Annotated in this window: 20 protein-coding genes and 1 pseudogene; 7 read left to right on the top strand and 14 right to left on the bottom strand. The window is 65.4% G+C overall.

Going from position 1 to position 23,615, the window contains the following annotated elements:
• Positions 1-160: 160 nt before the first annotated feature.
• From BoBH3_RS20160 to BoBH3_RS24560, 5 genes and pseudogenes are all read right to left on the bottom strand, one after another.
• Positions 161-1,285, bottom strand: coding sequence for a response regulator (locus BoBH3_RS20160; protein WP_262332649.1), 1,125 nt, complete (start codon positions 1,283-1,285; stop codon positions 161-163).
• A gap of 8 nt (positions 1,286-1,293) precedes the next feature.
• Positions 1,294-1,860, bottom strand: coding sequence for a chemotaxis protein CheB (locus BoBH3_RS20155; RefSeq protein WP_262332648.1), 567 nt, complete (start codon positions 1,858-1,860; stop codon positions 1,294-1,296).
• A complete protein-coding gene (locus tag BoBH3_RS20150; protein WP_262332647.1) occupies positions 1,857-2,696 on the bottom strand; it encodes a CheR family methyltransferase in 840 nt (279 codons plus the stop codon). The genes BoBH3_RS20155 and BoBH3_RS20150 overlap by 4 nt, the downstream gene beginning before the upstream one ends.
• Positions 2,693-5,455, bottom strand: a complete 2,763-nt coding sequence (locus BoBH3_RS20145; protein ID WP_410050635.1) for a response regulator — start codon at positions 5,453-5,455, stop codon at positions 2,693-2,695. Before BoBH3_RS20145 ends, BoBH3_RS20150 begins: the two co-directional genes overlap by 4 nt.
• Before the next feature lie 204 nt (positions 5,456-5,659).
• Positions 5,660-5,956: pseudogene (locus BoBH3_RS24560) on the bottom strand (CHASE3 domain-containing protein); the annotation flags it as partial.
• Positions 5,957-6,845: 889 nt separating this feature from the next.
• On the opposite strand from BoBH3_RS24560, the gene BoBH3_RS20140 reads away from it, so the two are divergent.
• The gene (locus tag BoBH3_RS20140) at positions 6,846-7,664 is read left to right on the top strand and encodes a class I SAM-dependent methyltransferase (RefSeq protein ID WP_262332645.1); all 819 of its coding nucleotides are present in this window, start codon (positions 6,846-6,848) and stop codon (positions 7,662-7,664) included.
• 9 nt (positions 7,665-7,673) lie between these two features.
• On the opposite strand, the gene BoBH3_RS20135 is transcribed toward BoBH3_RS20140, so the two are convergent.
• Both BoBH3_RS20135 and BoBH3_RS20130 read right to left on the bottom strand, forming a co-directional pair.
• A complete protein-coding gene (locus BoBH3_RS20135) occupies positions 7,674-8,891 on the bottom strand; it encodes an O-antigen ligase family protein (protein WP_262332644.1) in 1,218 nt (405 codons plus the stop codon).
• Positions 8,888-10,426 (bottom strand): undecaprenyl-phosphate glucose phosphotransferase, encoded by a 1,539-nt coding sequence (locus BoBH3_RS20130; RefSeq protein ID WP_262332643.1) that lies wholly within the window; start codon positions 10,424-10,426, stop codon positions 8,888-8,890. Before BoBH3_RS20130 ends, BoBH3_RS20135 begins: the two co-directional genes overlap by 4 nt.
• 507 nt (positions 10,427-10,933) lie before the next feature.
• On the opposite strand from BoBH3_RS20130, the gene BoBH3_RS20125 reads away from it, so the two are divergent.
• Both BoBH3_RS20125 and mdtI read left to right on the top strand, forming a co-directional pair.
• Positions 10,934-11,302 carry a DMT family transporter gene (locus tag BoBH3_RS20125; RefSeq protein ID WP_262332642.1) on the top strand — a complete coding sequence of 123 codons (369 nt, stop codon included), beginning with the start codon at positions 10,934-10,936 and terminating at the stop codon, positions 11,300-11,302.
• Entirely contained in the window at positions 11,299-11,634 is a 336-nt protein-coding gene (mdtI, locus tag BoBH3_RS20120; RefSeq protein ID WP_262332641.1) for a multidrug/spermidine efflux SMR transporter subunit MdtI, read from the top strand. Before BoBH3_RS20125 ends, mdtI begins: the two co-directional genes overlap by 4 nt.
• Positions 11,635-11,642: 8 nt before the next feature.
• Here the strand turns inward: mdtI and BoBH3_RS20115 are convergent, their stop codons facing one another.
• Both BoBH3_RS20115 and BoBH3_RS20110 read right to left on the bottom strand, forming a co-directional pair.
• Positions 11,643-12,809: a glycosyltransferase family 4 protein gene (locus BoBH3_RS20115; protein WP_262332640.1), complete on the bottom strand. Its 1,167-nt coding sequence runs from the start codon at positions 12,807-12,809 to the stop codon at positions 11,643-11,645.
• A gap of 19 nt (positions 12,810-12,828) precedes the next feature.
• Entirely contained in the window at positions 12,829-13,401 is a 573-nt protein-coding gene (locus BoBH3_RS20110; RefSeq protein ID WP_262332639.1) for a polysaccharide biosynthesis/export family protein, read from the bottom strand.
• 231 nt (positions 13,402-13,632) lie between these two features.
• Here BoBH3_RS20110 and BoBH3_RS20105 point away from each other — a divergent pair, with 231 nt between their 5' ends.
• Positions 13,633-15,741 (top strand): GumC family protein, encoded by a 2,109-nt coding sequence (locus tag BoBH3_RS20105; RefSeq protein WP_262332638.1) that lies wholly within the window; start codon positions 13,633-13,635, stop codon positions 15,739-15,741.
• 9 nt (positions 15,742-15,750) lie between these two features.
• On the opposite strand, the gene BoBH3_RS20100 is transcribed toward BoBH3_RS20105, so the two are convergent.
• Positions 15,751-16,932, bottom strand: coding sequence for a GNAT family N-acetyltransferase (locus BoBH3_RS20100; RefSeq protein WP_262332637.1), 1,182 nt, complete (start codon positions 16,930-16,932; stop codon positions 15,751-15,753).
• Positions 16,933-17,032: 100 nt separating this feature from the next.
• Between BoBH3_RS20100 and BoBH3_RS20095 the strand changes: the two genes are divergently transcribed.
• Positions 17,033-18,082 (top strand): polysaccharide deacetylase family protein, encoded by a 1,050-nt coding sequence (locus tag BoBH3_RS20095; RefSeq protein WP_262332636.1) that lies wholly within the window; start codon positions 17,033-17,035, stop codon positions 18,080-18,082.
• Here BoBH3_RS20095 and BoBH3_RS20090 read toward each other — a convergent pair.
• The gene (locus BoBH3_RS20090; RefSeq protein ID WP_262332635.1) at positions 18,079-18,288 is read right to left on the bottom strand and encodes a DUF2842 domain-containing protein; all 210 of its coding nucleotides are present in this window, start codon (positions 18,286-18,288) and stop codon (positions 18,079-18,081) included. The genes BoBH3_RS20095 and BoBH3_RS20090 overlap by 4 nt on opposite strands.
• A gap of 75 nt (positions 18,289-18,363) precedes the next feature.
• Here BoBH3_RS20090 and BoBH3_RS20085 point away from each other — a divergent pair, with 75 nt between their 5' ends.
• Positions 18,364-19,545 carry a COX15/CtaA family protein gene (locus BoBH3_RS20085; RefSeq protein WP_316045121.1) on the top strand — a complete coding sequence of 394 codons (1,182 nt, stop codon included), beginning with the start codon at positions 18,364-18,366 and terminating at the stop codon, positions 19,543-19,545.
• 241 nt (positions 19,546-19,786) lie between these two features.
• On the opposite strand, the gene BoBH3_RS20080 is transcribed toward BoBH3_RS20085, so the two are convergent.
• From BoBH3_RS20080 to BoBH3_RS20070, 3 genes are all read right to left on the bottom strand, one after another.
• On the bottom strand, positions 19,787-21,064 hold the full coding sequence (locus BoBH3_RS20080) for an O-acetylhomoserine aminocarboxypropyltransferase (protein ID WP_262332634.1): 1,278 nt from the start codon (positions 21,062-21,064) through the stop codon (positions 19,787-19,789).
• Between the two features lie 72 nt (positions 21,065-21,136).
• Positions 21,137-22,369 (bottom strand): FAD-dependent oxidoreductase, encoded by a 1,233-nt coding sequence (locus BoBH3_RS20075; protein WP_262332633.1) that lies wholly within the window; start codon positions 22,367-22,369, stop codon positions 21,137-21,139.
• A gap of 92 nt (positions 22,370-22,461) precedes the next feature.
• Entirely contained in the window at positions 22,462-22,992 is a 531-nt protein-coding gene (locus tag BoBH3_RS20070; RefSeq protein WP_262332632.1) for a CoA-binding protein, read from the bottom strand.
• 150 nt (positions 22,993-23,142) lie between these two features.
• On the opposite strand from BoBH3_RS20070, the gene BoBH3_RS20065 reads away from it, so the two are divergent.
• The gene (locus tag BoBH3_RS20065; protein ID WP_262332631.1) at positions 23,143-23,586 is read left to right on the top strand and encodes a hypothetical protein; all 444 of its coding nucleotides are present in this window, start codon (positions 23,143-23,145) and stop codon (positions 23,584-23,586) included.
• The last annotated feature ends 29 nt before the right edge of the window (positions 23,587-23,615 follow it).

Genomic DNA, 23,615 nt, shown 5'->3' with positions numbered 1-23,615 from the left:
CCTGCGACAGCTTGATGACAGCCGCCTTGCCGGCGGCTCTCACGGATGAGCAATGCCGCTGTTACCGATGGCCGGACCCGTCGGCGTCGTTGGGCCGCTGGCGCGACGCCCTATCGTCGATATCCTGGCCTCGCCGGGGTGAACCCCGGTCCGGCATTCTTCACTGGACGAGGTTCGGGAGAGGAATCTCGACGACCAGAGAGACGCCATCGCTGTTCCATGTCCTTGCGATGGTTCCGCCCAAGCCCCGGAGAACCGCCTTCTCCAGCGCCGTTCCAAACCCCTCTCGCGCGCCATTGGCGGCCAGGGTGCCCGGTACCTTTTCCTCCCAGGCAATGTGAAGGATGCCGTCTGTCGCCCGAAAACGGACGACCAGCCGGCCGTCAGGCACGGAAAGCGCGCCGTATTTTGCGGCATTCGTGGCCAGCTCGTGAAGCAGCAAGGCGACCGATGTCAGCGGGCCGCCCCCCAAGGGGGCATCCGAGCCGTCGATCACGATGCGGGAATCATGCAGGTGTTCATGCGGCGCCAGGATCGCCCTCGTCAGGGCCATGACGGTCGTTGAGGACGCCGCGAGGCTGCCGTCTTCGCTTCGAAGATCGGGCAGGGTGAGGTCGTGCGCGCTTGCGAGCGCCCCGAGCCGGGCCTTCAGGTCGGCAGACAGGTCCTCGACGCTCGTGGCCGTTCTGGCGCTCAACGAGATCAGGCCGGAGGTGATGCTGAAGAGGTTCTTGATGCGGTGGTTGATCTCGCGCAGGAGCACATCCTGCTGGGCGCGGGCATCCTTGTGGAGCGAGAGATCCTGGCTGAGCATGAGCAGGAATTCATCCTTGCGGCGGCCTGCCTCCTTGAGCGCTTCGGCCTGCATCTCAAGCTCGTCCCTCTGCGCGGCGATCTGCTGGCGCTGCCTGTAGAGCTCGAAGAACACATCGGCCTTGCTGCGCAGGATGTCCGGCTCGATCGGTTTCTGGATGAAATCGACCGCGCCGGTCTCGTAGCCGCGAAAGCGCCGCTTGCCGTCGGCGCTTCCTGCCGTGACGAAGATGATCGGGATGCGGCGCGAGCGTTCGTTCCCGCGCATCAGCTCGGCGAGTTCGAAGCCGTTGAGGCCGGGCATCTGCACATCGACGAGCGCCAGCGCGACTTCATGGCGAAGAAGAAGTTCGAGGGCTTCGTCGCCCGAGCGGGCCTTCAGCAGGACCAGGCCGTCGCGGCGCAGCAATGCTTCGAGCGAAAGCAGGTTCTCCTCGAGATCGTCGACCAGAAGAAAGTGGACTGGTTGCATGGTCGATCTCAAGCCTTTCGCAGATAGGTCGTGATTTGGTCGAGTGTCATCACCTGGGCCTCGGGGCAGGCCTGGATCGCCGCTTCCGGCATCGCGGCGGCCAGCGCGCTTTGCGGGCTCTGAACGAGTGCGGTCCCGCCCGCTTCCACTATCGCGCGCAATCCCATCGAGCCGTCTTGGTTGGCGCCCGTCAGGACGATCGCGATGAGCGCCGGCCCGTAAGCGTCGGCGGCGCTCTCGAACAGGACGTCGATCGAGGGCCGCGAAAACAGGACAGGCTCGTCGCTGGACAAGGCCAGGCACTTATCCGCCTCGACGAGAAGGTGGTAATCCGGGGGCGCGAAATAGATCGTGCCGCCCACGATCGGTTCCTTGTCTTCAGCCTCTCGGACAGGAAGCGGGCACTTCGCTTCGAACAACTCGGCCAGGACGCTGCGCCGGTCCGGAGGAATGTGGACCACCACTAGGATTGGCAGCCCGAATGTTCCAGGCAGCTCCGGCAGAATGGCGGAGAGCGCTTCGAGCGCGCCTGCTGACGCGCCGATTACGACGGCTTGGGCAGGGACCGGCATCATCCAGCGCGCCCCTGATAGATCTTTTCCTCGCGCACGAACTCGTCGAAATCCTTTTCGTGCTTCGAGAAACGCAGGCTTTCCTTGGCTCCCAAACCGAGGAAGCCCTTCCGCGAAAGCGAGTCCGCGAAAAGACCGAGCGCGCGATCCTGCAGAGCGCGGTCGAAATAGATCAGGACATTGCGGCAGGAAATGAGGTTCATCTCCCCGAACACGGCATCGGTGACCAGGCTGTGATCGGAAAACACGACGTTGCGGCGCAGGGTCCTGTCGAAGGAAACTCTGCCGTAAGCGGCCTGATAATAGTCCGAGAGCGACGATTTTCCGCCGGATTGACGGTGGTTCTCCGTAAAGAGCTGGACGCGGTTCACGGCGTAGATGCCCGCCTCGGCGGCCTGAAGCGCCTCCTGATTGATGTCGGTGGCGTAGAAGATCGTGCGATCCTCCAGACCTTCCTCACGGAACAGGATGACGAAGGAATAGAGCTCCTCGCCGCCGCTGCAGCCGGCGATCCAGATCTTGAGCGAAGGGTATGTCCTCAGATGGGGCACCACCCGCTCGCGGATGGCTCGAAAGTAGCTCGGGTCCCGGAACATCTCGCTGACCTGCACGGTCAGATAGCGCAGGAAGCGAGGCAGCATCGCAGGCTCGTGCAGGACGCTTTCCTGCATCGCCGAAAACGTCGCGAAACCGAGTTGCTGGCGGGCCTGCTTCAGGCGCCGCTTGATCGAGGCCATGGAGTAGTTGCGGAAGTCATAGTGATACCGGACGTACAGAGCCTCCAGCAGAAGCCGGATCTCGATATCCTCGACTTTGTCGGGGCCCGTTGAGTCCTTCACTTCGGCATCCACACGCGAACGAGCGAAAGCAGCTTCTCGACGTCCAGCGGCTTCGCCATGTAGTCGTTTGCGCCCGCGTCGATGCAGCGCTGCTGGTCGTCCGGCATCGCCTTGGCCGTCAGTGCGATGATCGGCAGCTTCTTCCAGTCCGGATTCCTTCGAATCTCGCGCGTGGCCGTCAGCCCGTCCATCACAGGCATCATCACGTCCATCAGAACGAGATCGATCGCCCGGCCCTGGTCACCCGCCTGCTTCTCGAGGGCGGCCAGAGCTTCGCGGCCGTTGCGCGCGATCTCGACCGCCGCGCCACGTGGTTCGAGAATGTTCGCAAGGGCATAGACATTGCGCACGTCATCCTCGACGACGAGAATCCGCCGCCCTTCGAGCAGGGCATCCCGGTTTCGGGATTTCCGGATCATCTTCTGCTGCTCGGCCGGCAGGTCGGAGATCACCTGATGGAGGAACAGGCTCACTTCATCCAGCAGGCGCTCCGGTGATTTGGCCCCCTTGATGATGATCGACTTCGAATAGCGGCGCAGGCGCTGCTCGTCGTCGGCCGAGATATCCCGGCCCGTGTAGACGATTACGGGAGGGAATGCGTAGGAGCTCTCGCGGCTCAGCGTTTCGAGCAGCGAGTAGCCGGATGCGTCTGGCAGCGTCAGATCCAGCACCATGCAGTCGAAGGTCTGCTGCTCCAGCAGTTTCAGGCATTCGGCCGCCGTCGCGGCGGTCACCGTTTCGACCTCCGCAGAGCTCAGGAGCCTTGCGACGGCATCGCGCTGCACCGGGTCGTCCTCGACGATCAGAATCCGGCGGGCGCGCTGAGCGAGCCTCTCCTCGAATTTCGCGAGAACCGAGACGAGTTGCTCGCGTTTGACCGGCTTGAGTTCGTAGCCGATGGCGCCGAGCGAAAAAGCCGTTTCAGCGTGGTCGCCTGCCGAGACGACATGGATCGGGATATGCCGCGTTCCCGTGTCGCGCTTCAGCCGGTCGAGAACCGAGAGACCCGATTGGTCCGGCAGCCCGACATCGAGAATGATGGCGCTCGGCATGAATTCCTTGGCGAGACGCAAGGCCTCGTCAGCGGTGCCCGCGACGAGGGAGCGGAAACCGGCCTCTCGTGAGAGATCGCGCAGGATAGCGGCGAAGCTGGCGTCGTCTTCGACCACCAGAAGAACGCGCTTGTCGCCGGTGACCTCGTGGCGGTCGTCGTCCACGCGGCGAACCGCCATTGCAGGGCCCGCGGCAGGCGTATTCGCCTGCTCGGGCACGGAAGACTTCGCCTGCGCGAGGTCCGGGGGCACCGGAGTGCTCGGCTGACGCTCACGCGGCGCCACTTTCGATGGATTGTAGGTGGCCGGGATCGTCACCGTGAACGTGCTGCCCTGGCCTTCACGGCTGCTCAGGGCGATCGAGCCGCCCAGCAGGCGAACGAGTTCGCGCGAGATGGAAAGTCCAAGGCCGGTCCCGCCGTATTTGCGGCTGATCGTGCCGTCGGCCTGGTGGAACGCCTCGAATACGCGCTGTTGCTGCTCGGCGCTGATGCCTATGCCGGTGTCCGAGACCGAGAAGGCGATCTGCCCGTCGCCGGCATCGCCGATCGACAATTTCACCTGGCCGGCCTCGGTGAACTTGCAGGCGTTCGACAGGAGATTCTTGAGCACCTGTTCGAGGCGTTGCGAGTCGGTCTCGATCTGTGTCGGGCAATCAGCCGCGATATCGACGACGAAATCGAGCTTCTTCTCGGCTGCCACCGGCTGAAACAACTGTCCGAGGCTGTTGGTCAGCCGCTCGATGGCGATCGTCTCGGGCCGAATCTCGACATGGCCGGCCTCGATCTTCGACAGGTCCAGGATGTCGTTGATGAGGTTGAGCAGATCGTTGCCGGACGACTGGATCGTCTGCGCATATTTGACCTGCTCCTCGGTCAGATTGTCGTCCGGATTGTCGGAGAGCAGCTTCGCCAGGATCAGCGACGAATTGAGCGGCGTCCGCAGCTCATGCGACATGTTGGCGAGGAAGTCCGATTTGTAACGGCTCGCCTGCTCCAGTTCGCGCGCTTTCAGCTGGATCGAGGCGTTGGCCCGTTCGAGCCCGTCCCGCTGCGATTCCAGCTGCTGCGCCTGTTGCTCCAGTTGCAGGTTCGTCTGTTCGAGCTCGACCTGCTGTTGCTCCAGCCGGGCCTGCGACTCCTTGAGAGCCCGGCCTTGCTCTTCCAGCTCCTCGTTCGAGACCCGCAGCTCTTCGCTCTGGGTCTGCAGTTCCTCTGACTGGCGCTGCGTCTCTTCGAGCAGGTTCTGCAATTCCTCGCGATAGGCCGCGGACCGCAGGCCCGTCGCGACGACGCCGGACACCTGTTCGAGAAGCGCGATCGTTCTCTCGTCGACCGGACGCAGAAACCCGAGCTCGATCACCGAATTGACGGTTCCGTCGATGCTCGCGGGAAGGATCGCGAGATGGCGCGGCTTGTCCTGGCCGAATGCCGAGCCGAATGAGAGATATCCCTCCGGCACATCCGCGACGACCATCGTCCGCCCATCGGCGGCAGCCTGCCCCAGCAGGCCCTCGCGCAGCTTGATCCGCGCCGGAATTTTCGCCCCCTCCGGAGTCCCGTAGGTTGCCGCCAGCCGGTAGGTCTCGCCGCTGCCGACGAAAAGCGCGCCGGCGACGGCGCCGGCATAGCGTGCCAGGTACTCCAGAATGTTGTTGCCGAGTTCCTCGACATGCAGGTTGCCCATGGTGGCCGAGGCGACGCCCACCTCTCCGGACTGCAGCCATTCCTCTCGCTGCCGCGCCAATGCTGCCCTGCGAACGAGGAACGCGATCGCCCCTGTCAAAAGGAGCCCGAGCACGCCGGAAAGCAGGCTGCTCGCCAGCGCGGTTCCCTGTGCGCTGTCCATCTGCGCAAGCCGTTCGGTACGAACCCGGATTTCTTCCTGCGTCATGGCGGCGATCTGGCCGCGGATCGCATCCATCTCCAGCTTGCCCCGATCGGTGTTGACGATCGCAAGCGCCGCATCGAGGCCTTGAGATCGGCGGAGATCGAGAGTCTCCTTTATTTCGGCGAGCTTGGTGTCGACAGATCGCCTGAGCGCGGCCATGCGGGGTGTCTGCGCTGGATTTCCACTGCTCAGCCGTGCGGCCTCGTCGAGCCTCAGCGGAATATTCCGCACAGCCGCATTGTACGGCGAGAGATAGGCTTCGTCATTCGTCAGAAGAAACCCGCGTTGGCCCGTTTCCGCGTCCTGGATACTGGACATCATCTGATTGAGCGCGACGATGGTCTGGTGAGTTTGAACGACCCTCTCATTGCCTTCGCGCAGAGACTGCAGGTTGAAGAAGGCGACCGCGCCGCTGAGCAGGAAGAAGACGATGGCACCGGCCAGGCCAGCGCCTACGGCGGTATCCACGCCGAGGCTTTGCTTGGCGGTGTTGGGCGAAGAAGGCAGATTCATCGGCTGTCTTTCGGAACGGAACGAACGAGCTTCGCCATCCTCTGAGCATTGCTCGGGACAACCACGAAATTCGGCCTGACAGGGAGCTGCGCGAGAGTCCGGCATGAACAGGACCCTTGCGGTATAGGGTGAGCAGTGAAGGGCGTCGACCCAGGCCGTCTCGCCTGGACCGGGCAAAGCCGAGATGGCCTGGAATCGCGTAACAGCATTGCCACAGGTCTAAAGCCGCGTGGCCGCGTCGCTTCTAGTGATGGCCTGCCATGCTCTATCAGGCGCGAGGACAGCCTGTGTCGGCTCAGAGTTTGAGCCGTCGAGTACCGTTCGGATTCCAGGCCGCATTGGCTCCCCCCCATTTCGCCGTCAACACAACGACGCTGGGCGGCATTGGTTCCCAGCCCTTGAACAATTTATTCCAGCAGAGAGAACAGGCGAGGCGGAAATTCAGGAGTTTCAATATGTTGCGGGCGTGATCGTAACGCTGCTTCACCCGTCGATTGCCTGTTCCTTGCCAATGCGAAAGGAAGGATCGGGGGCGCGCGACGAGCGCTCATGCCTCTCGCCATAGGGGCGCGCATTCGCCGGATCGCCGACGTTGGCGCTATATTAACTGCCTACCCAGCCTTCTGTTGCGGTCCCGCCGGCCGGAGGTCACTCTCCCGGCCGAAAACGGGGAGAACCGGAGCCGGAATCTGCCATGTCCCTGGCCAATCTCGCCGTAAAGCCGATGCAGACGATTTCCCCGACGGCCGAGCCGATCTCCGGCTCTCTCGCCAGCTTCTTTCGCAGGCTCGACCCCGACTGGCATTCGCAATGGGCCTGGGACAATTACGAGCCGACCATCCTGGCGCTCGCCCGGCAGTTCGAGTTGAGCCATGTCTGTGAGATCGGCGGCGGGCGCGATCCGCTGTTCACGGCCGATGAGGCCACCGCGCACGGTTTCTCGCTGACCGTCAACGATATCGATGCCGGAGAGCTGGCGCTGACGCCGCCGGGGCTGAGGACGGCGCGGTTCGACATCGCTGGCGATCTCTCCGAGCCGGATGTCGCGCGCGGCGGCTACGACATGATGGTCTCGCGCATGGTCTTCGAGCATATCGAGGGCGTCGAACGGGCTTGGGCCAACATCCATGCACTGCTGGCGCCGGGCGGCGTTGCGCTCGCCTTCTTCCCCACCTTGTGGGCTCCCGTCTTCGCCCTGAACCACGTCCTGCCCGCCAAGGCCTCGCGCGCCATCGTTCACGCGCTTTTCCCGGCTCGGCGCGACGGGGGCGACGATCCCGTGTTTCCGGCGCTCTACGAATGGTGCCGCGGCAACCCGGCGCTGCTGACGCCGATGCTGAACCGCGCCGGTTTCCGCGAGGTGCATATTCAGCGCTTCTGGGGCCATGGCTATTTCGACCGCATGCCGGGGTTGAAGCAGCTGGACCACGCCTTCAACGCGGCCGCTGCCCGGGTCGGCTGGAATCTCGTGACCACATACGCCTATGTCGTCGTGCGCAAGGACCGGGCCTGAACGGAGGTCCTAAGGGGACGTTTCGCTCTCCGCCCTTGCGGCCGCGAGGCCCCAGACCAGACCGAGCATCAGGTAGAAATGGCGCCAGTGGTCGGTGTCGATCTGGATGCCCTGCAGGATCGTGACGAACAGCACCGACCAGATCGCGATGGCATGGAGCTGTGTCGTGCCCGGTCGGAAGACGAGGCGCCAGCCGACATAGCAGGTCGCGACCGTGAGGCAGAGCCACGCAAAGCCGCCGAGCCAGCCATAGGAGGCGAAGGCGTTGATGTAGACGTTGTGCGGGTCTTCAACGAAGAACCAGCGGAAGCGCAGCGGCCCGAAGCCGTTAGGCGCCTCCAGCAGCATCGGTATGGCGCGCAGCTGGTTGCCGAAGCGGCCCGTGACACCCTGGTCGTAGCTCTGATCGAGGCTGGCGCGGACCTCGAAGACGGCGCGGATGCTCTCGAATGAGAGCGCAACCAGCAGAGCCGCCAGCATGATCACGAGCGCTGCCAGCGACATTGCCAGGATGCGCGCTCGCGCCGCGGCACCGGGCGCGGACAGGAAGGTCAGCAAGGTCATCATCAGGACGGACAGGACGAGCACCGCCCAAGCGCCGCGCGAAAAGGTGAGGAACAGCGCCGCGAGCGGGACGCTGATCAGGACGAACCCCCGCACCATGCCGCACTGCCCCGTCAGCACGCGTTGAAGCAGATAGACGATCGGCAAGGCGAGGAACGTGCCGAGCACGTTGGGGTCCTTGAAGGTGCCCGAGGCGCGGCCGTAGAGCGTGAAGGTGCCACCGAGGCCTGCGACGTCGAAATAGCCGAGGATGCCGGCGAAGCCCGCGCACCACGCGGCGAAGAGATAGCCTTTCCGCAGCGTCTCGAGCCGCCCCGCCGCATCCTCCGCCATGATTCCGGCGATGAAGATCGCGGTGATCATCAGATAGACCGAGACGGCCGTGAAGCGCACGGCATCGGGGTCGTCCATCCAGGGGATCAACGAGAGAGTCCCGCCGATATTGTAGGCGAGCAGCAGCACGGCGAGCGGCAGCAGCTTCTGCGAGAAGCGGATGCCCGTCACGGCGAAGACGAACACGGTCAGCAGGAAGACGAGCTCGTAAGGCGAAGGCTCTATCAGCACGAGGCCGCCCGACGCGCCCAGCAGCCACAGCGTCCCGCGTTTGATCGCGGCGTAGGAGATCGCCAGTCGCCGCGGCGGGGTATGCGCAAGCGCGCTCAATAGGCGTTCTCTCTTTGGATTAGCAGCGAGAGCGGCGTCTTGGCCAGGATGTAGAGATCCAGCAGCGCCGACCAGTTCTCGATGTAGTAGAGGTCGTGCTCGACGCGCTTCTGGATTTTCTCGTCCGTATCGGTCTCGCCGCGCCAGCCATGGATCTGGGCCCAGCCGGTGATCCCGGGCTTGACCCGGTGGCGGGCGAAATAGCCGTCGACGACCTGCTCATAGGCGCGCGTCGCGGTCTGCGCGTGGATGGCGTGGGGCCGAGGTCCCACCAGCGAGAGGTCGCCCTTGAAGACGACGTTGAGAAGCTGCGGCAGCTCGTCGATCGAGGTCTTGCGGATGAAGCGGCCGACGCGGGTGACGCGCGGATCGTCCTTGGTGACCTGCTTGGCGGCCTTGTGGTCGGTCATCTCGTGATAGAGCGAGCGAAACTTGAAGACGTCGACCGTCTCGTTGTTGAAGCCGTAGCGCTTCTGGCGGAACAGGATCGGGCCGCGCGAGTCGAGCTTGATCGCGATCGCGACCGCGATCATCAGCGGCGAGAGCGCGATCAGCGCCAGCGTACCGACGACCTTGTCGAACACCCATTTGACCAGGATGTCCCAGTCGGCGATCGGCCGGTCGAAGATGTCCAGCAACGGCACGCTGCCGAAATAGGAATAGGAGCGGGGCCTGAGCTGCAGCTTGGCGAGATGGGCCGAGAGACGGATGTCGATCGGCAGCACCCAGAGTTTGCGCAGCATTGCCAGCAGCCGCGCCTCGGCCGAGATCGGCAGGGTGAAGATCACGAGGTCAAGCCGCGTGCGCCGCGCGAATTCGACCAGATCCTCGACCGTGCCGAGCTTCGGGTGACCGGCCACGGACTCCGGGGAACGTTCGTCGTTACGGTCGTCGAAAACGCCGCAGATGCGCAGGCCGGTATCCTTCTGCGCTTCCAGTGCGCGGATCAGCGCTTCGCCCGCTTCGCCGCCACCGACGATTGCCGTGCGTCGTTCCAGCCGGCCCGTGCGTGTGAGGTGCAGCACGCCCGCCATGATGGCGACCCGGCCGCAGAGCAGGGCGCCGGCGCCGCCCAGGTAGAAGCTGATCAGCCAGATGCGCGAGATCTGGTCGCCGATCTTCAGCAGGAAGAAGATCGCCAGCGCGAGCAGGAAGAGCAGGGTCCAGCCTGCGACGATCCGCAGAGCGGTGCGCCGCGCATGGCGTAGGGCCCCGATCGGATAGAGCTGCAGGGACTGGAAGAAGATCAGCGTGCCGGCAGTGAGGCCGATGATCGTGAGTTGATAGGGCAGGGCGGAATCGGTCTTGCCCGCAACGTAGAGCCAGTAGACGAGGCCACCTGTCGCGATCACGATCAGGGTGTCGAGCAGCCGCGCCGCGCCTTCGATGAGAACCGGGGACAGCGTCGGCTTGACCGGAATGGCGGCGATGCGTTCCGCCAGCGGAGACAGGCGCCGCGCCTCACCAACCTCGGGAGCGCCCGGATCGGCAGGCGTCCCGGCCTGCATCATGTCGCGGACATCGAATGTCCCCATCACGCCTATCCCTAGCGCGGACCGCTCAGCCAGCGTCCGCGATCCTGTCGCGGTCTATCCGAAAATTGCTCACGGAAGGTTTAAGCCGTCGAGCCATCGTTTTCCAGAAGCGCGGCGCGTGGCGGATCATCGCCTGCAGCGTCCCGGCGCGCGCCAAAAACGGGCTTTGCGGAAAGTCGATTTTGTCCTGACGGCACAATGTCTTGCCTAAGGTCAGTGCTCGTGAAAAATGTAGTGTATTCAATCGGTTCGGCGGCGTCGAAAAACACGATAAGTTGACAGAATGCATTGATGTGGGCATATTCCTTCGCGATGAGTGTCTGAGAAGCACATATTGCTCGTAGAGAGCATCGCGTTGGCGGAGTTGTTTCGTCGCCTGCGCCGATTGCCGGGATAATATCTCCGCAATCGCTTCTTTTCGGAATCGTCGATTTCAAACTCTAACGATTGCTTGGCTGTCCCTGCGCCGCAACGCGGCTTCCAGCGCCGGCTTCGCCCGTGTGCAACATGTCTTTTCATTGGTTGGTTCTGCTCGCGGCCATCGCCGTCGAGATCGCCGGCACGGCTGCCCTCAAATCGGCTGTCGCGGCTCCCTGGTTGGTCGGCGCGCTGCCGCTCGTCCTGATCGGCCTCTCCTTCGCTTTGCTCAGCCTCGCGCTGCGCGTCATCCCGATGGCGGTCGCCTATGCGGTCTGGGAGGGGCTCGGCATCGTCGGCGTCGCCGCAATCGGCCATCTCCTCTTCGGCGAGCACCTCACGGCGGGCCGTGCGCTGGGCCTCGCCGCAATCCTGGCCGGCATCCTCCTGATCGAGCGAGGTATCGGTCACGAGGAGGATCGGGAGCAGCCTGGGCATGAAGGCGGGAGGTTCGCGTGAATGCCTCCCTTGCTCAGTTCGCCCCCTTCCTCTGGCTGCTGCTCGCGGTAGCGCTCGAGATCGCCGGAACCTATCTGCTCAAGCTCTCCGACGGCATGAAGCGCCGGATGCACGGTGCTGGCGGAATCCTTCTCGTCATGGGCGCCTTTGCGGCGCTGGCCCAGGCGATCAAGGGCATGGACCTCGCGGTGGCTTATGCGGTCTGGGGCGGAGTCGGGCTCGTGCTCACGGCCGTGATCGGCGCGCTGGCCTTCGGGCAGCGCATCAGGCCGGCCGGCTGGTTAGGCATCTTGCTGGTGATCGTCGGCGTCGCGGCGCTGAAGCTGGTCTGAGCGTCCGCTCAGGCGAGCCCGCGAGCCTGCAAGGCTTCGCGATAGGCAGCGATGACTCCGTCGATCATGCTGTCGAGGCGGAAACTCTCGCGGACATTGGCGGCGAGGTCCGTGGCCTGCGCCCGGCGTTCGGCCTCCGGCGTGGCGAGCATCGTGCCGATCGCATCGGCGAGGATGGTCGGGTCGTTCGCCTTGATCAGCCGGTGGCGATGGCGCGGTCCCAGGATCTCGCCAATGCCGCCGACATCGGTCGAGACAAGGGGCTGCGCCGCTGCGGCAGCCTCCAGAATAACGTAGGGCAGGGACTCCGCTCGGGACGGGACCACCATGATGCGGGCCTTGGCCAGCGCCTTGCGGATCGGGGCGGGCGGCTCGAAGACGCACTGCTCGGCGATGCCGTGCTCCACTGTCATCTGCCGCAGTTCCGCCTCGTCCGGGCCGGAGCCGACGATCAGGATGCGGGGAGAGATGCCGTCGCGGCTGCGCAGTAATGCCAATGCCTCGATCAGCGTGTCGACACCCTTCGCCGAGCGCAGCTCGCCGAGATAGAGCAGGTCGAAGCTCGCTTCGGTATGGTCGATCGGCTCGAACTCGGCATCCGAGATGCCATTCAGCACGACGCGATGTGCGGTGCGCGGCTTGTGGCCGATATAGGCTTCGAAGCGGTCGGCGATGAAGCGGCTCTCGAAGAGGAAGCTGTCCGTCGCGCCTTCGAGCAGGCGTTCCACGCCCATATACAGTTTATGCTCGGTGGTGCCCGGCTTGTAGTTGAAGCTCCCGCCATGGGGCGTGTAGGCGGTGACATAGCGGCGCCGTGGAGAAAGAAGCGCGGGAAACCGGCCGTAGACGCCGCCTTTCGAGCCGTGACAATGCACGACATCGGGTTTCAGGCGTCGGCACAGGGCGATCTCGGACCATTGTGCTGCCGCATCGGTGGCATTCGGGTAGCGCGACATCGGCACCCGCGTCAGGCCAAGCTCAAGCAGGTCCGAGAGGCCGCGGAACTGCTCCACCGTCCGCGAACTGCCGGTGCTCGAATCGCAGAAGATGCCGACGGCATGGCCGCGCTCGGCCTGCCCGCGCGCGACGTCGAGCACATGGCGAAACAGCCCGCCCAGCGGCGCCCGGAAGACATGCAGGATCCGCAGGCGGCGCGGGGAGGGAGCGTCCGTCATCGTAGCGTTCCGCCGTGCCTCAGAACCAGCGTTCCTTGATCGTGATGGTGTCGCCCGGCTGCACCGGATAGGTGATCGGCACGGTCGCGGTCACGGTCTGCCCCTCGATCTGGCGGGTGACCTCGGCCGAATTGCGCTGGCCGCGCGCAGTGAAGCCGCCAGCGATGGCCACGGCCGTCTGGACCGTCATCCCGTTCACATAGGGAAACTGCCCGGAATTGGTGACTTCGCCCAGCACGAAGAAGGGGCGATAGGTCTCGACTTCGACCGAGACCTTGGGTTCGCGCAGATATCCGGCGCGCAGCTTCGCCTCGATCGCCTGGGCGAGTTGCTGTGTCGTCCGGCCCTGCGCCTCGACGGTGTTGATCAGCGGCATGGCGATGCGCCCCGAGCCGTCGACAGCGTAGATGTTCGAGAGATTGTCCTGACCGAAGACGATGATGCGCAGCCGGTCGCCGCTCGCAAGCCGATAGGGGCCGGCCGGTTCCGAAAAGGCATAGGGCGAGGTGTAGGAAGGCGCGCACGCACCTGCCACCATGGCGGCGGCCGAGACCAGGCAGGCCAAGGCGAAAGAGGTGATGCGTCGACTCATCACAGATTATCCAGTCCAGAACTCGCCCAAGCTTTAGGTGCCATATGGTTAACAAAGGCTTCCCCGGCGTCGCGCCCGATTTGCCCCCCGGCGCGTCTTAACCCGGCACTAACCTTGATCGATGCCTAATGAGGCCTGCGTTCCTGCGGGAGCGCGTGCGTTCTGCGTTCCTGAAGGTGGCCCATGACCGATCGATCTGGGACTGATGCTCGTGGCGATGGTCGAGGCGACATGCTCGACCTTTCGGCGCTGTGGGTTGCGATCAAGCGCCGTCGGCTCTGGATCGTCCTACCGACGTTGGCCGTCCTCTGCCTCGCCTTCGTCTCGGTCAACCTCGTGACGCCGCGCTATACGGGCGAGACGCGGCTGCTGCTGGAAAGCCGTGGCAGCTTCTACACCCTCCCGGGCCAAACCCTTCCGGACGCCGCCGGCCAGTTCGATGCCGAGGCCGTGCAGAGCCAGGTCCAGGTCATCATGTCGCGTGACCTCGCTCGCGAGGCGATCAAGCGCATCGGGCTTGTCGGGAATTCCGAATTCGATTCCGGCGTCGGCGCGCTGAGCGCATTGCGCAAGCTCGCGGTGATGATCGGGCTCGCCGCCCATCCGGCCGACCGCTCCCCGGAGGAGCGCGTGCTGGAGAAATATTTCGAGCGGCTGCTGGTCTATCCGGTTGGCCGGTCGCGCATCGTCGCGGTCGAATTCACCTCGCGCGATCCGGCGCTGGCTGCTAGGGGCGCCAACATCATCGCCGAGACCTATCTCGAGTTCCAGGAGCAGGCGAAGCAGGAGAACGCCCGCAGCGCCTCGAACTGGCTCCTGACCACGATCGAGCCGCTGCGCAAGCGCGTCTCCGAGGCCGAGGCGAAGGTCGAGGATTTCCGCTCGAAGAACGGCCTCTTCGTCGGGCCCAACAACAATACCATCACCTCCCAGCAGCTCACTGACCTCTCGGCGCAGCTCTCTACCGCCCGCAGCCAGCAGGCGGAGGCTCAGGCCAAGGCGGGGCTGATCCGCGACGCGATCAAGCAGGGCCGCACCTTCGAGATCCCGGACGTCGCCAACAACGACCTGATCCGCCGGATGATCGAGCAGCGCGTGAACCTGCGCGCGCAGATCGCCGCGGAGTCGCGCAGCCTCCTGCCGGAGCATCCCCGGATCAAGGAACTCAACGCCCAGCTCGCCGATCTGGAAAGCCAGCTTCGCGCCGCCGTCGAGCGGGCCGTCCGGACGCTGGAGAACGAAGCCAAGATTGCCGGCCAGCGGGTCGAAAGCTTCCAGGCTGCGCTCGACGGCCAGAAGAAGAACGTCTCCAGCGCCAATGACAGCGAGGTGCAGCTGCGCGCCCTCGAGCGCGAGGCGCGCGCTCTGCGCGAGCAGCTCGAGCAGTACATGCAGCGTTATCGCGAGGCGGTCGCGCGCGACACCCTCAATGCCACGCCGGCCGATGCCCGCATCATCTCGCGGGCCGTGGAGCCGACCGAGCCTTCCTTCCCGAAGAAGGTGCCGATCATGGTGGTCGCGACGCTGGCGACCTTCCTGATCGCGCTCGCGACGATCGTGACCCGCGAATTGCTGGGTGGGCAGGGCAGGCCGCTGCCCAGCGCGCCGGGCGGGCCGCGCTGGGTCACTGTGGGCGCCGAGGACGAGGTGGCTCCCGGCGTGCCGACCCCGGACGCGCCGCGTCGGGACCGGGTCAGCGGGCTTTTGACCCATGCCGGTCGGATCGGGCATATCCGGCTCGATTCCAGCCGTGCCGATGAGACGCTCGCCGAGATCGCCGAGCGCACGCAGGAAGCGGCGAGCGGCAAGGCTCCGCTGGTGCTCGTCCTCGATGGCGGCAGCGAAGGGGCCGGCAACCCGCGGGATCTGGCAGAGCTTCTGGCGCAGCGCTGCCGCTCGATCCTCGTCGATCTCACTGCGGATAACGACGAGGGCGAGGTCGGCTTCTCCGAACTGCTCGCGGGCGAAGCGCTGTTCTCCGACATCATCATGCGCGCATCCGGCTCGCGGCTGCATCGCATCGGGCCGGGCCGAGCCGGGCGCGTGGCGGTCCTTGCCGCGCCCGATCTGGTCGAGGCGGCGCTCGAAGCGCTCTGCGAAACCTATGACTGGGTTCTGGTCGCCGCCTCTTCCACCGAGGAGGGCCCCGCGTTGGGCGCCATCGCCCGCCGTGCCCAGGGTGCTCTGGTGATGGGCGGAAGCGTCGGCAACGGCCATGCTCTGGAAGCGGCCTATCGCCTGAGCGAGCTCACCGAGGCGCCTGTGACCCTGATCATCGATGCGGATGTTCCCGCGCCGGCCGCGGGAGAGTCGCGCGAGGCGGAGACGGTCGAGGCCTGAGCGGCGCCTCTACTCGGCTTCGGCTACGGCTTTGCCTCGCAGCCGCCCCGCAAGAGCGCGCGCGAGCTTGAGAGCCATCGGCGAGTTCTTGATCCACCGCTTCAGCGCGCTCTGCGTCTGCGCTGCCGCGGTGAAGAGCTGGCCCTTCAGGGTCAGCGGCAGAAAGGTGTCGACCAGCTCGTCCCTGTCGTCGCAGAACGTCGTCTTGTAGCGCGCCTCGCCGACGCCGAGGTCGAGGACCGTGAAGCCTTCGCTGGATTTCAGCCTGATCAACTCTGCGAGCAGGATTTCGCCCGGGCTCGTCCTGGCCGTAGGGCTCGCCAGGTCGAACGAGGTCGCCATGCCCGAGAAGCGCCCGCCTTGCACCGCGCCAACATAAGTGGCGACGCAGGCGCCGGCCAGGTCCAGCGAATGGAGCTCGATCGCAGGAGGCCGTGACCCGGAAGGTTGGGCTGCCTGCCTCAGGAAGGCTCGCATCGCAGGGGCGGCGAAGGGGTCTGGCAGGCCCATGGCGCGGAAGCGTTCGGCCTTCTGTGAAAGGAAGGCGTCGAGCACCCGCTCGATCTCGGCCGGCGTCGTCGCGCGGATCAGCGCCGAGGGTCCGAAATCCCTGAAGCGATTATGCTTGTTCTTGAGCTTCTTGCGGGCGTGGCTGCTCATCGCGCGCTTCAGCGCGGCCTCGCTGTCGCCGGGTACGAGAGCGAGCTTGTACGATTGGCTCGGGCTGCGGCCGGCGGCGATGAGGCCGGCCGGATTGGCGATGTCCTGCCAGGAACGAGGCTGGTTGAGGAAAGCGAACGCGTCCAGCCCGCCGATGGCGGCGCCGATCTCCTGCAGCATCTGGCGTGCCAGCAGTGGATCGAGCCCGGCGGCGAACGCCGGAGCGTAGAGGCCCATATGGTAATTGGCGTGCTTGTCGCCGATGAAGGTGGCGAAGCGGATGCCGTGTCTGCGCACGATGGCGAGCGGCAGCAGCGCAACGAGTTCGCCCGCCACGTCGCGCACCAGCGCATAACGGCATGCCGCATCCGGCGCGGCGCCCATGGTCTCCACGAAAGGCCGCACCCAGCCATAGGCCTGATAGGGCGTCGCCAGCGCCTTCGCTTCGAAGGCGCGCCATGGCGCTTCGAGCGTGGCGATATCGCTCTCGATGGAGATCGAGTGCCAGGGCGTATGACCTGCGGCGGGCATGGCTCCTCTTAACCCGTCATTGTGAACGGATCGGCCACATTCCCTCGGCCTCGCTCCGCCATCATGCGACAGCGTTAGCAGGCGGTTGCACGGATGGGCGATGAACGGGCGTCACAAGGCCATCGCGGCCACATTCAAGCTGATGGCGGCGACGGGCGCGGACCGCTGGAGCCGCGGCTTTGCGCAAGGTGCGGGCGTCATCCTGACGCTGCACCATGTTCGCCCGCGTGAGGCACGGGGCTTCGCGCCCAACGCCCTGCTGGAGATCACGCCGGATTTTCTCGATGCCGCCCTCGGTCTGATCCGCGCCGAGGGCTACGACATCGTCTCGCTCGACGAGGCGCTGCTGCGGCTGCAACAGCCGAAGCAAGGGCGCTTCTTCGTCGCTCTGACCTTCGACGACGGCTATCGAGACAATGTCGAGCATGCCTGGCCGGTGCTGGCGAAGCACGGCGCGCCCTGGACCTTGTTCGTCACCCCTGGCTTTGCCGATCGGACCGCGCGGCTCTGGTGGCTCGAACTGGAGGAGGCGGTCCGCGCGCTGCAGCAGCTCGATCTTGCCCTGCCTGACGGTCACTTCACCGCTGGGTCCGGGACCGACGCCGAGAAGACGAAAGCCTTTGACAGGCTCTACTGGCGTCTGCGCAACGGACCGGAAGCGATTCTGCTTTCGGCGATTTCCGATCTGGCCGCGCAGGTCGGCATCGATTCCGCCACGCTGACCGAGCGTGAGTGCCTGCCTTGGGACACGTTGCGGGCGCTTTCGGGTGCACCGGGCGTGACCATCGGCGCCCATACGATGACGCACCCGCGACTGGCCAAGCTCGAAGCCGGGGCCGCCCGCAGCGAGATCGTCGACAGCCGGGAGCGGCTGGAGGCCGAATTGGGGATGCCGATCCGCCATTTCGCCTATCCGGTGGGCGATCCGACATCGGCCGGCCCACGCGAATTCACACTGGCGCGAGAGGCGGGCTTCGCCAGCGCGGTCACGACACGGCCGGGCCATCTCGTCCCCGAGCATGCCGGGCGGCCTCACGCGCTCCCGCGCGTCTCGCTCAACGGCTTGCACCAGAACGAGGCGACGCTGCGGGCGCTGCTCTCGGGGCTGCCCTTCTGGCTGCGGAATCGGGCGCGCGGGGCGGTCGATTAAGCGTCGTCCCGCTTCTCCATCCACTTGATCAGCGGCAGCAGCGGCAGCACCCAGGCGAGTCCGAGCGTGACATAGGCAATGCCCTGCACGAGCTTTGGCGCGTCGGTGATCCGCCCCTGCGCCAGCGCCATCGCGACCAGCGCATAGACGCAGACGAAGACGAGGATCACGACCGTCCCGACCAGCTTACGCGTGCGTTGTTTCATCGATCTCTCCGCCGCGGGGTGAAGCGCTCCTGCGGCAATGCGGGCGTTGTCGCGTTAGGGCGAGGGGTCTAAAGCATGTTCCGCAAAAGTGGGAACCACTTTTGCGACGAGAACCCGCTTCACTCGCGCTATGTCACCGCTGTCGACGGTTGTGAAGCGCTGCCGATTGCGACCGAAAGCCCCGCGCCTGTGACCATCGCCCTGAACCAGCCTGCCGGCGCCGCTGCCAAGGCCGCCAGCCATGCCGGCATCCGCCGATGGCTCTGGATTGTCGCGGGCCTCGTCTTCGTGATGGTGGTGGTCGGCGGCGCGACGCGGCTCACCGGCTCGGGCCTCTCGATCACCGAATGGAAGCCGATCACCGGCGCGCTGCCGCCGCTCTCGGCTGCAGCCTGGGCCGAGGAATTCGCCAAATATCAGGCGAGCCCCCAGTACCAGATCCTCAACAACGGCATGAGCCTCGGGGAATTCCAGTTCATCTACTGGTGGGAATGGGGCCATCGCCAGCTGGGGCGCTTCATCGGTCTCGTTTATCTCGGCGGTTTCCTGATCGTGGCGCTCGGCCGCCTCCTGCCGGCGCGCCTGACCTTGACGCTGTTCGGCATGGGGCTGCTGCTCGGCCTGCAGGGCACTATCGGCTGGATCATGGTCGCCTCGGGGCTCCAGCCCGGCATGGTCGCCGTCGCGCCGGTGAAGCTGACCCTGCATCTCACATTCGCCGGCCTGTTCTTCGCCTCTGTCATCGCCTTCGCCACGGCTTTGACGCCCTTGCGGCGCGTCGAGCCCGCGCGGGGCAGGGGGACTGCCTGGCTCCTGCTGTTGCTGCTCTTCGTGCAGGTCGCGCTCGGCGGGCTCGTCGCCGGCTCCAAGGCGGGCTTTACCTTCAACACCTGGCCGCTGATGGACGGCGCGCTGGTACCGCCCGCGGCGACGCTCTTCGCGGTCAGCCCGTTCTGGGAGAACTTCGTCGACAATGTCGCGCTGGTGCAGTTCAACCATCGGATCGGCGCCTACCTTCTCTTTGCCGTCGCGCTCTGGAACGTGCTGAGGCTGCGCCGCGTCGCGCCGCAATCGGGCAGCGCCAAGCGCTCGACAGCCATCGCCAGTCTGGTGCTGGCGCAGTCGGCGCTCGGCGTGGTGACGCTGCTGCTTGTGGTGCCGCTCTGGGCGGGCCTCGCTCATCAGGCGCTTGGCTTCGCCGTGCTGGCGATGGGCGTGGTTCATGTCACCCGCACAGAGCGGGCGGCGCGGGCTTAAGGCACGCCCGCTGTCATTCCGGGACGCTGCACAGCAGCAGACCCGGAACCCGCGACTGGGTCGCACCAATTTCTGATGATCGCATCTGGACGGCCTCACCCGGTCGTGGGTTCCTGGTTCACGCCTGCGGCGCGCCCCGGAATGACAAGGCAGAGCATCTCTCAAAGAAAAAGGCGCCGTTTCCGGCGCCTCCTTCGTCATGAGATTCTTGGGGCGCTAGCCCGGGAGTGACGGGCTCGGCTTACGCCAGCGCCTGATCCAGATCCGCGATCAGGTCCTCGACATCCTCGAGGCCGATCGAGAGGCGGATCACCTGCGGCCCGGCGCCGGATGCCGTCTTCTGCTCGTCGCTGAGCTGGCGGTGCGTGGTCGAGGCCGGGTGGATCACCAGCGAGCGGGTGTCGCCGATATTGGCCAGATGCGAGAACAGCTTCAGCTCGGTGACGAGCTTGACGCCGGCGTCGTAGCCGCCCTTGAGCCCGAAGGTGAAGACCGCGCCGGCGCCCTTCGGCGAATAGCGCTTGGCGAGCTCGTGATACTTGTCGCCGGACAGGCCGGGATAGCTCACCCATTCCACCGCAGGATGCTTGGCGAGATGCGTGGCGACCTTGAGCGCGTTCTCGCAATGCCTCTGCATGCGCAGCGGCAGGGTCTCGATGCCGGTCAGGATCATGAAGGCGTTGAAGGGCGAGAGCGCCGGGCCCATGTCGCGCAGGCCGAGCACGCGCGTCGCGATGGCGAAGGCGAAGTTGCCGAAGGTCTCGCCCAGCACCATGCCGTTATATTCCGGCCGGGGCTTGGAGAGCATGGGATAGCGGTCGTCGCCGACCCAGTTGAACGAACCGCCGTCGACGATCAGGCCGCCGATCGAATTGCCGTGTCCGCCGAGGAACTTCGTCGCGGAGTGCACGATGATGTCGGCGCCGTGCTCGAAGGGGCGGATCAGGTAGGGCGTCGCCATCGTGTTGTCGACGATGAGCGGGATGTTGTGCTTCTTCGCGATGGCGCTGATGCCGGCGATATCGGTGATGACGCCGCCGGGATTGGCGATGGATTCGATGAAGATCGCCTTGGTCTTCGGCGTCACCGCCGCCGCGAAGGACTCCAGATCGTCGGAATCGGCCCAGATCACGTTCCAGCCGAAGTTCTTGTAGGAGTGGTTGAACTGGTTGATCGAGCCGCCATAGAGCTTGCGCGCCGCGACGAACTCGTCGCCCGGCTGCATCAGCGCGTGGAAGCAGAGGAACTCGGCCGCGTGACCGGAGGCCACCGCCAGCGCCGCCGTGCCGCCCTCGAGCGCCGCGACGCGCTCCTCCAGCACGGCATTCGTCGGGTTGCCGATGCGGGTGTAGATGTTGCCGAATGCCTGCAGGCCGAACAGCGAGGCGGCATGGTCGACATCATCGAAGACGAAGGAGGTCGTCTGGTAAATCGGCGTGGCGCGCGCGCCCGTCGCCGCATCGGGAGCGGCGCCTGCATGGATGGCGAGTGTGCTGAAACCCGGTGCGCGGTCGGACATGGCGTGCTCCCTGAATGCTTCTGATCTTAGGTTCTATCGTTCGGTTTAACGAACGCTTGCCGGAGCGTCAATTCAGCGGCGCGGCGCCAGCTCCGCCCCGATATGCTCCGGCCGGACGCCCATGCCGACGAGTCGCGCCGGGATGCGGCGCAGCAGCGGGAACCAGTTGAACAGCCGGACCAGCAGAGGCGGGCCGAGCGGCGCATCGCTTTCGGAGCGTGCCAGAAGCGGGGATATGATCCGGTTCTGCGCGATGACCTGCATGCGCTGCGTGGCCTTGGTTGGAAACTCCCGGCGTGCCTGCACGGCAGCGAGATCGCTGTTGCTCAGGCGCTTTTCCCGCAGCGGGGCGGCAAGGAGATTGGCCGCCGCAACGGCGTCTTGAACCGCGAGATTGACGCCGACGCCGCCGATCGGCGACATCGCATGCGCCGCGTCGCCAATGCAGAGAAGCCCCGGTCGCCACCAGGTTTCGAGCCTGTCGACCGCGACCGTGAGCAGCTTGATCTCGTCCCAATCTGCGATCGCCTGCATGCGCCCGGCGAGCCATGGGGCCAGTTTGGTGACGCTTTCGCGGAAGGCGGGCAGCCCCGCCGCGCGCAGCGCCTCGAAGCTGTCCTTCGGAATGACGAAGGCGCTCTGCCAGTAATCGCCGCGATCCAGCGTCACCAGAAGCCGTCCGTTCGCGACCTGCCCGCCGGTCTGTCCGGGGTCGCCGGCCTCCTTCGGCAGCCTGAACCAGAGCACGTCCATCGGTGCGCCGATGTCGATGCCCTTCAGCCCGGACGCCGCGCGGATGTCGGATTGGCGCCCGTCGGCGGCGACGACGAGGTCCGCCAGGATGGAGAAGGGGCCGTTGGTGTCGTGGCCGGTCAGGCCTCTGATCTGCCCTGCCTCTTCGATCAACCCTTCGGCCTTGGCATTCATCATCAATGTAAAGCGGGGCTGTTCGCGTCCCCGATCGGCCAGAAAGTCGAGAAAATCCCATTGCGGCATCATCGCCACGAACGGCGCGGCGACGGGCAGATGCGAGAAGTCGGCGAACTGGATCGTTTCCTTGCCGAAGCCCATCGCAATGGTCCGCACGGCGGAATGAGGCAGCTTCAGGAAGTCGTGGAGCAGCCCGAGCTCTGCCATGAGCTGCATCGTCGAGGGGTGGATGGTGTCGCCGCGGAAATCGCGCAGGAAGTCGGCATGCTTTTCCAGCACGATGACGTCGACCCCCGCCCGCGCCAGCAGGAACCCCAGCATCATCCCCGCAGGGCCGCCGCCGGCGATGCAGCAGGTGGTGGCGAGTTCACGCATGGCCTGCCTCCCTGCGGGCTCGACCCGAGAATCTTGGTACCAGTCCCCTGGTTTCCGAGATGGCCGGGGCCAAGCCCGGCCGTGACGCGAATCTACGTCCCTGGCCGGTTGATCGTCAGCTTCTGGAAGCCCTTGCCCGACAGCGCCGGCTTCTTGGCCGAGAGAATGCGCGAATTGATGCCCTGCCAGCCGATCTCGCCCGAGAGCCTTCCATACTCGATCTTGGGGCAGCGGTTCATGATGACGGTGAGGCCTTTCGCCTCCGCCCGGGCCGCCGCCTCGTCGTTGCGCACGGAAAGCTGCATCCAGATCACTTTCGGCAGCGGATCGAGCGTCAGCGCCTCGTCGGTGATCGGGCCAGCCGCTTCCGAGTTGCGGAAGATCTCGACCATGTCGATCGGGCCGGGAATCTCCTTCAGCGAGCCGTAGACCGTCTTGCCCAGCAGCGTCTGGCTGGCGAGGCCCGGATTGACCGGGATCACGTCGTAGTCGCGGTCGAGCAGATACTTGGTGACGATCCAGCTCGGCCGCGCCTCGTTGGCGGAGGCGCCGACCAGCGCGATGCGCTTCGTCTCGCGCAGGATGCGGCGGATCAGCGCGTCATCGTAGGAATCGTGGCTCAATTCTGAGAATCCGGAGAAAGCATCGGGAAATCAAGGCACTCGCGCTGCGGACAAAAGCGGCCTCATCACAGCCTCGCCATGCTTTCGTGCTCTGCTGGATACCTCGGGAATCATCCCGAGATGCCTCCTGCGATGAAAGGAGTGCCTGCCATGTGCGACTACAGCCTGCATCATGTAATGTCCACTCCTGCCAAGGTCGGCGACGAGCTGGTTTCGACCAGCTTTCCCAATGCCAGCACGCGCGGCTTCTGCGCCGCGGGCAATGCCGACGTCGCCGTCTGCGTGATGCCCGGCACGGAGCTCGCGTTCCATGCCGACATCGAATGCGATCGCGGCATGGGGCTGCTGCCCAGCCGCAAGATCGCGGCGCGTGTCGCCCGCTTCCGCCAGGTCGATCTCGACAAGCCCTACGTCCATCACGACGCCCTCGAACTTCCTGACGGCAGGGTGGTGATGGTCACGAGCCTGGTGCCCGGGCAGCGCGTGACGGTGCTGCAGCTTCCCGCCGAGCCCCATGCGGAAGGCGAGGGGCACGGCCATACCCATCCGCATGAAGAGCCGGTGCCGGCTGTGCGGCGGTCCGAGACGGTCTAGCCTTGGTTGTGATCCTGGCGTCGTGGCCG

The organism is Allobosea sp. BH3 (assembly GCF_025499465.1).
Taxonomy (GTDB): domain Bacteria; phylum Pseudomonadota; class Alphaproteobacteria; order Rhizobiales; family Beijerinckiaceae; genus Allobosea.
Note: the sequence above shows the minus strand (reverse complement) of the source record. Positions and strands in the feature narration are given on the sequence as shown.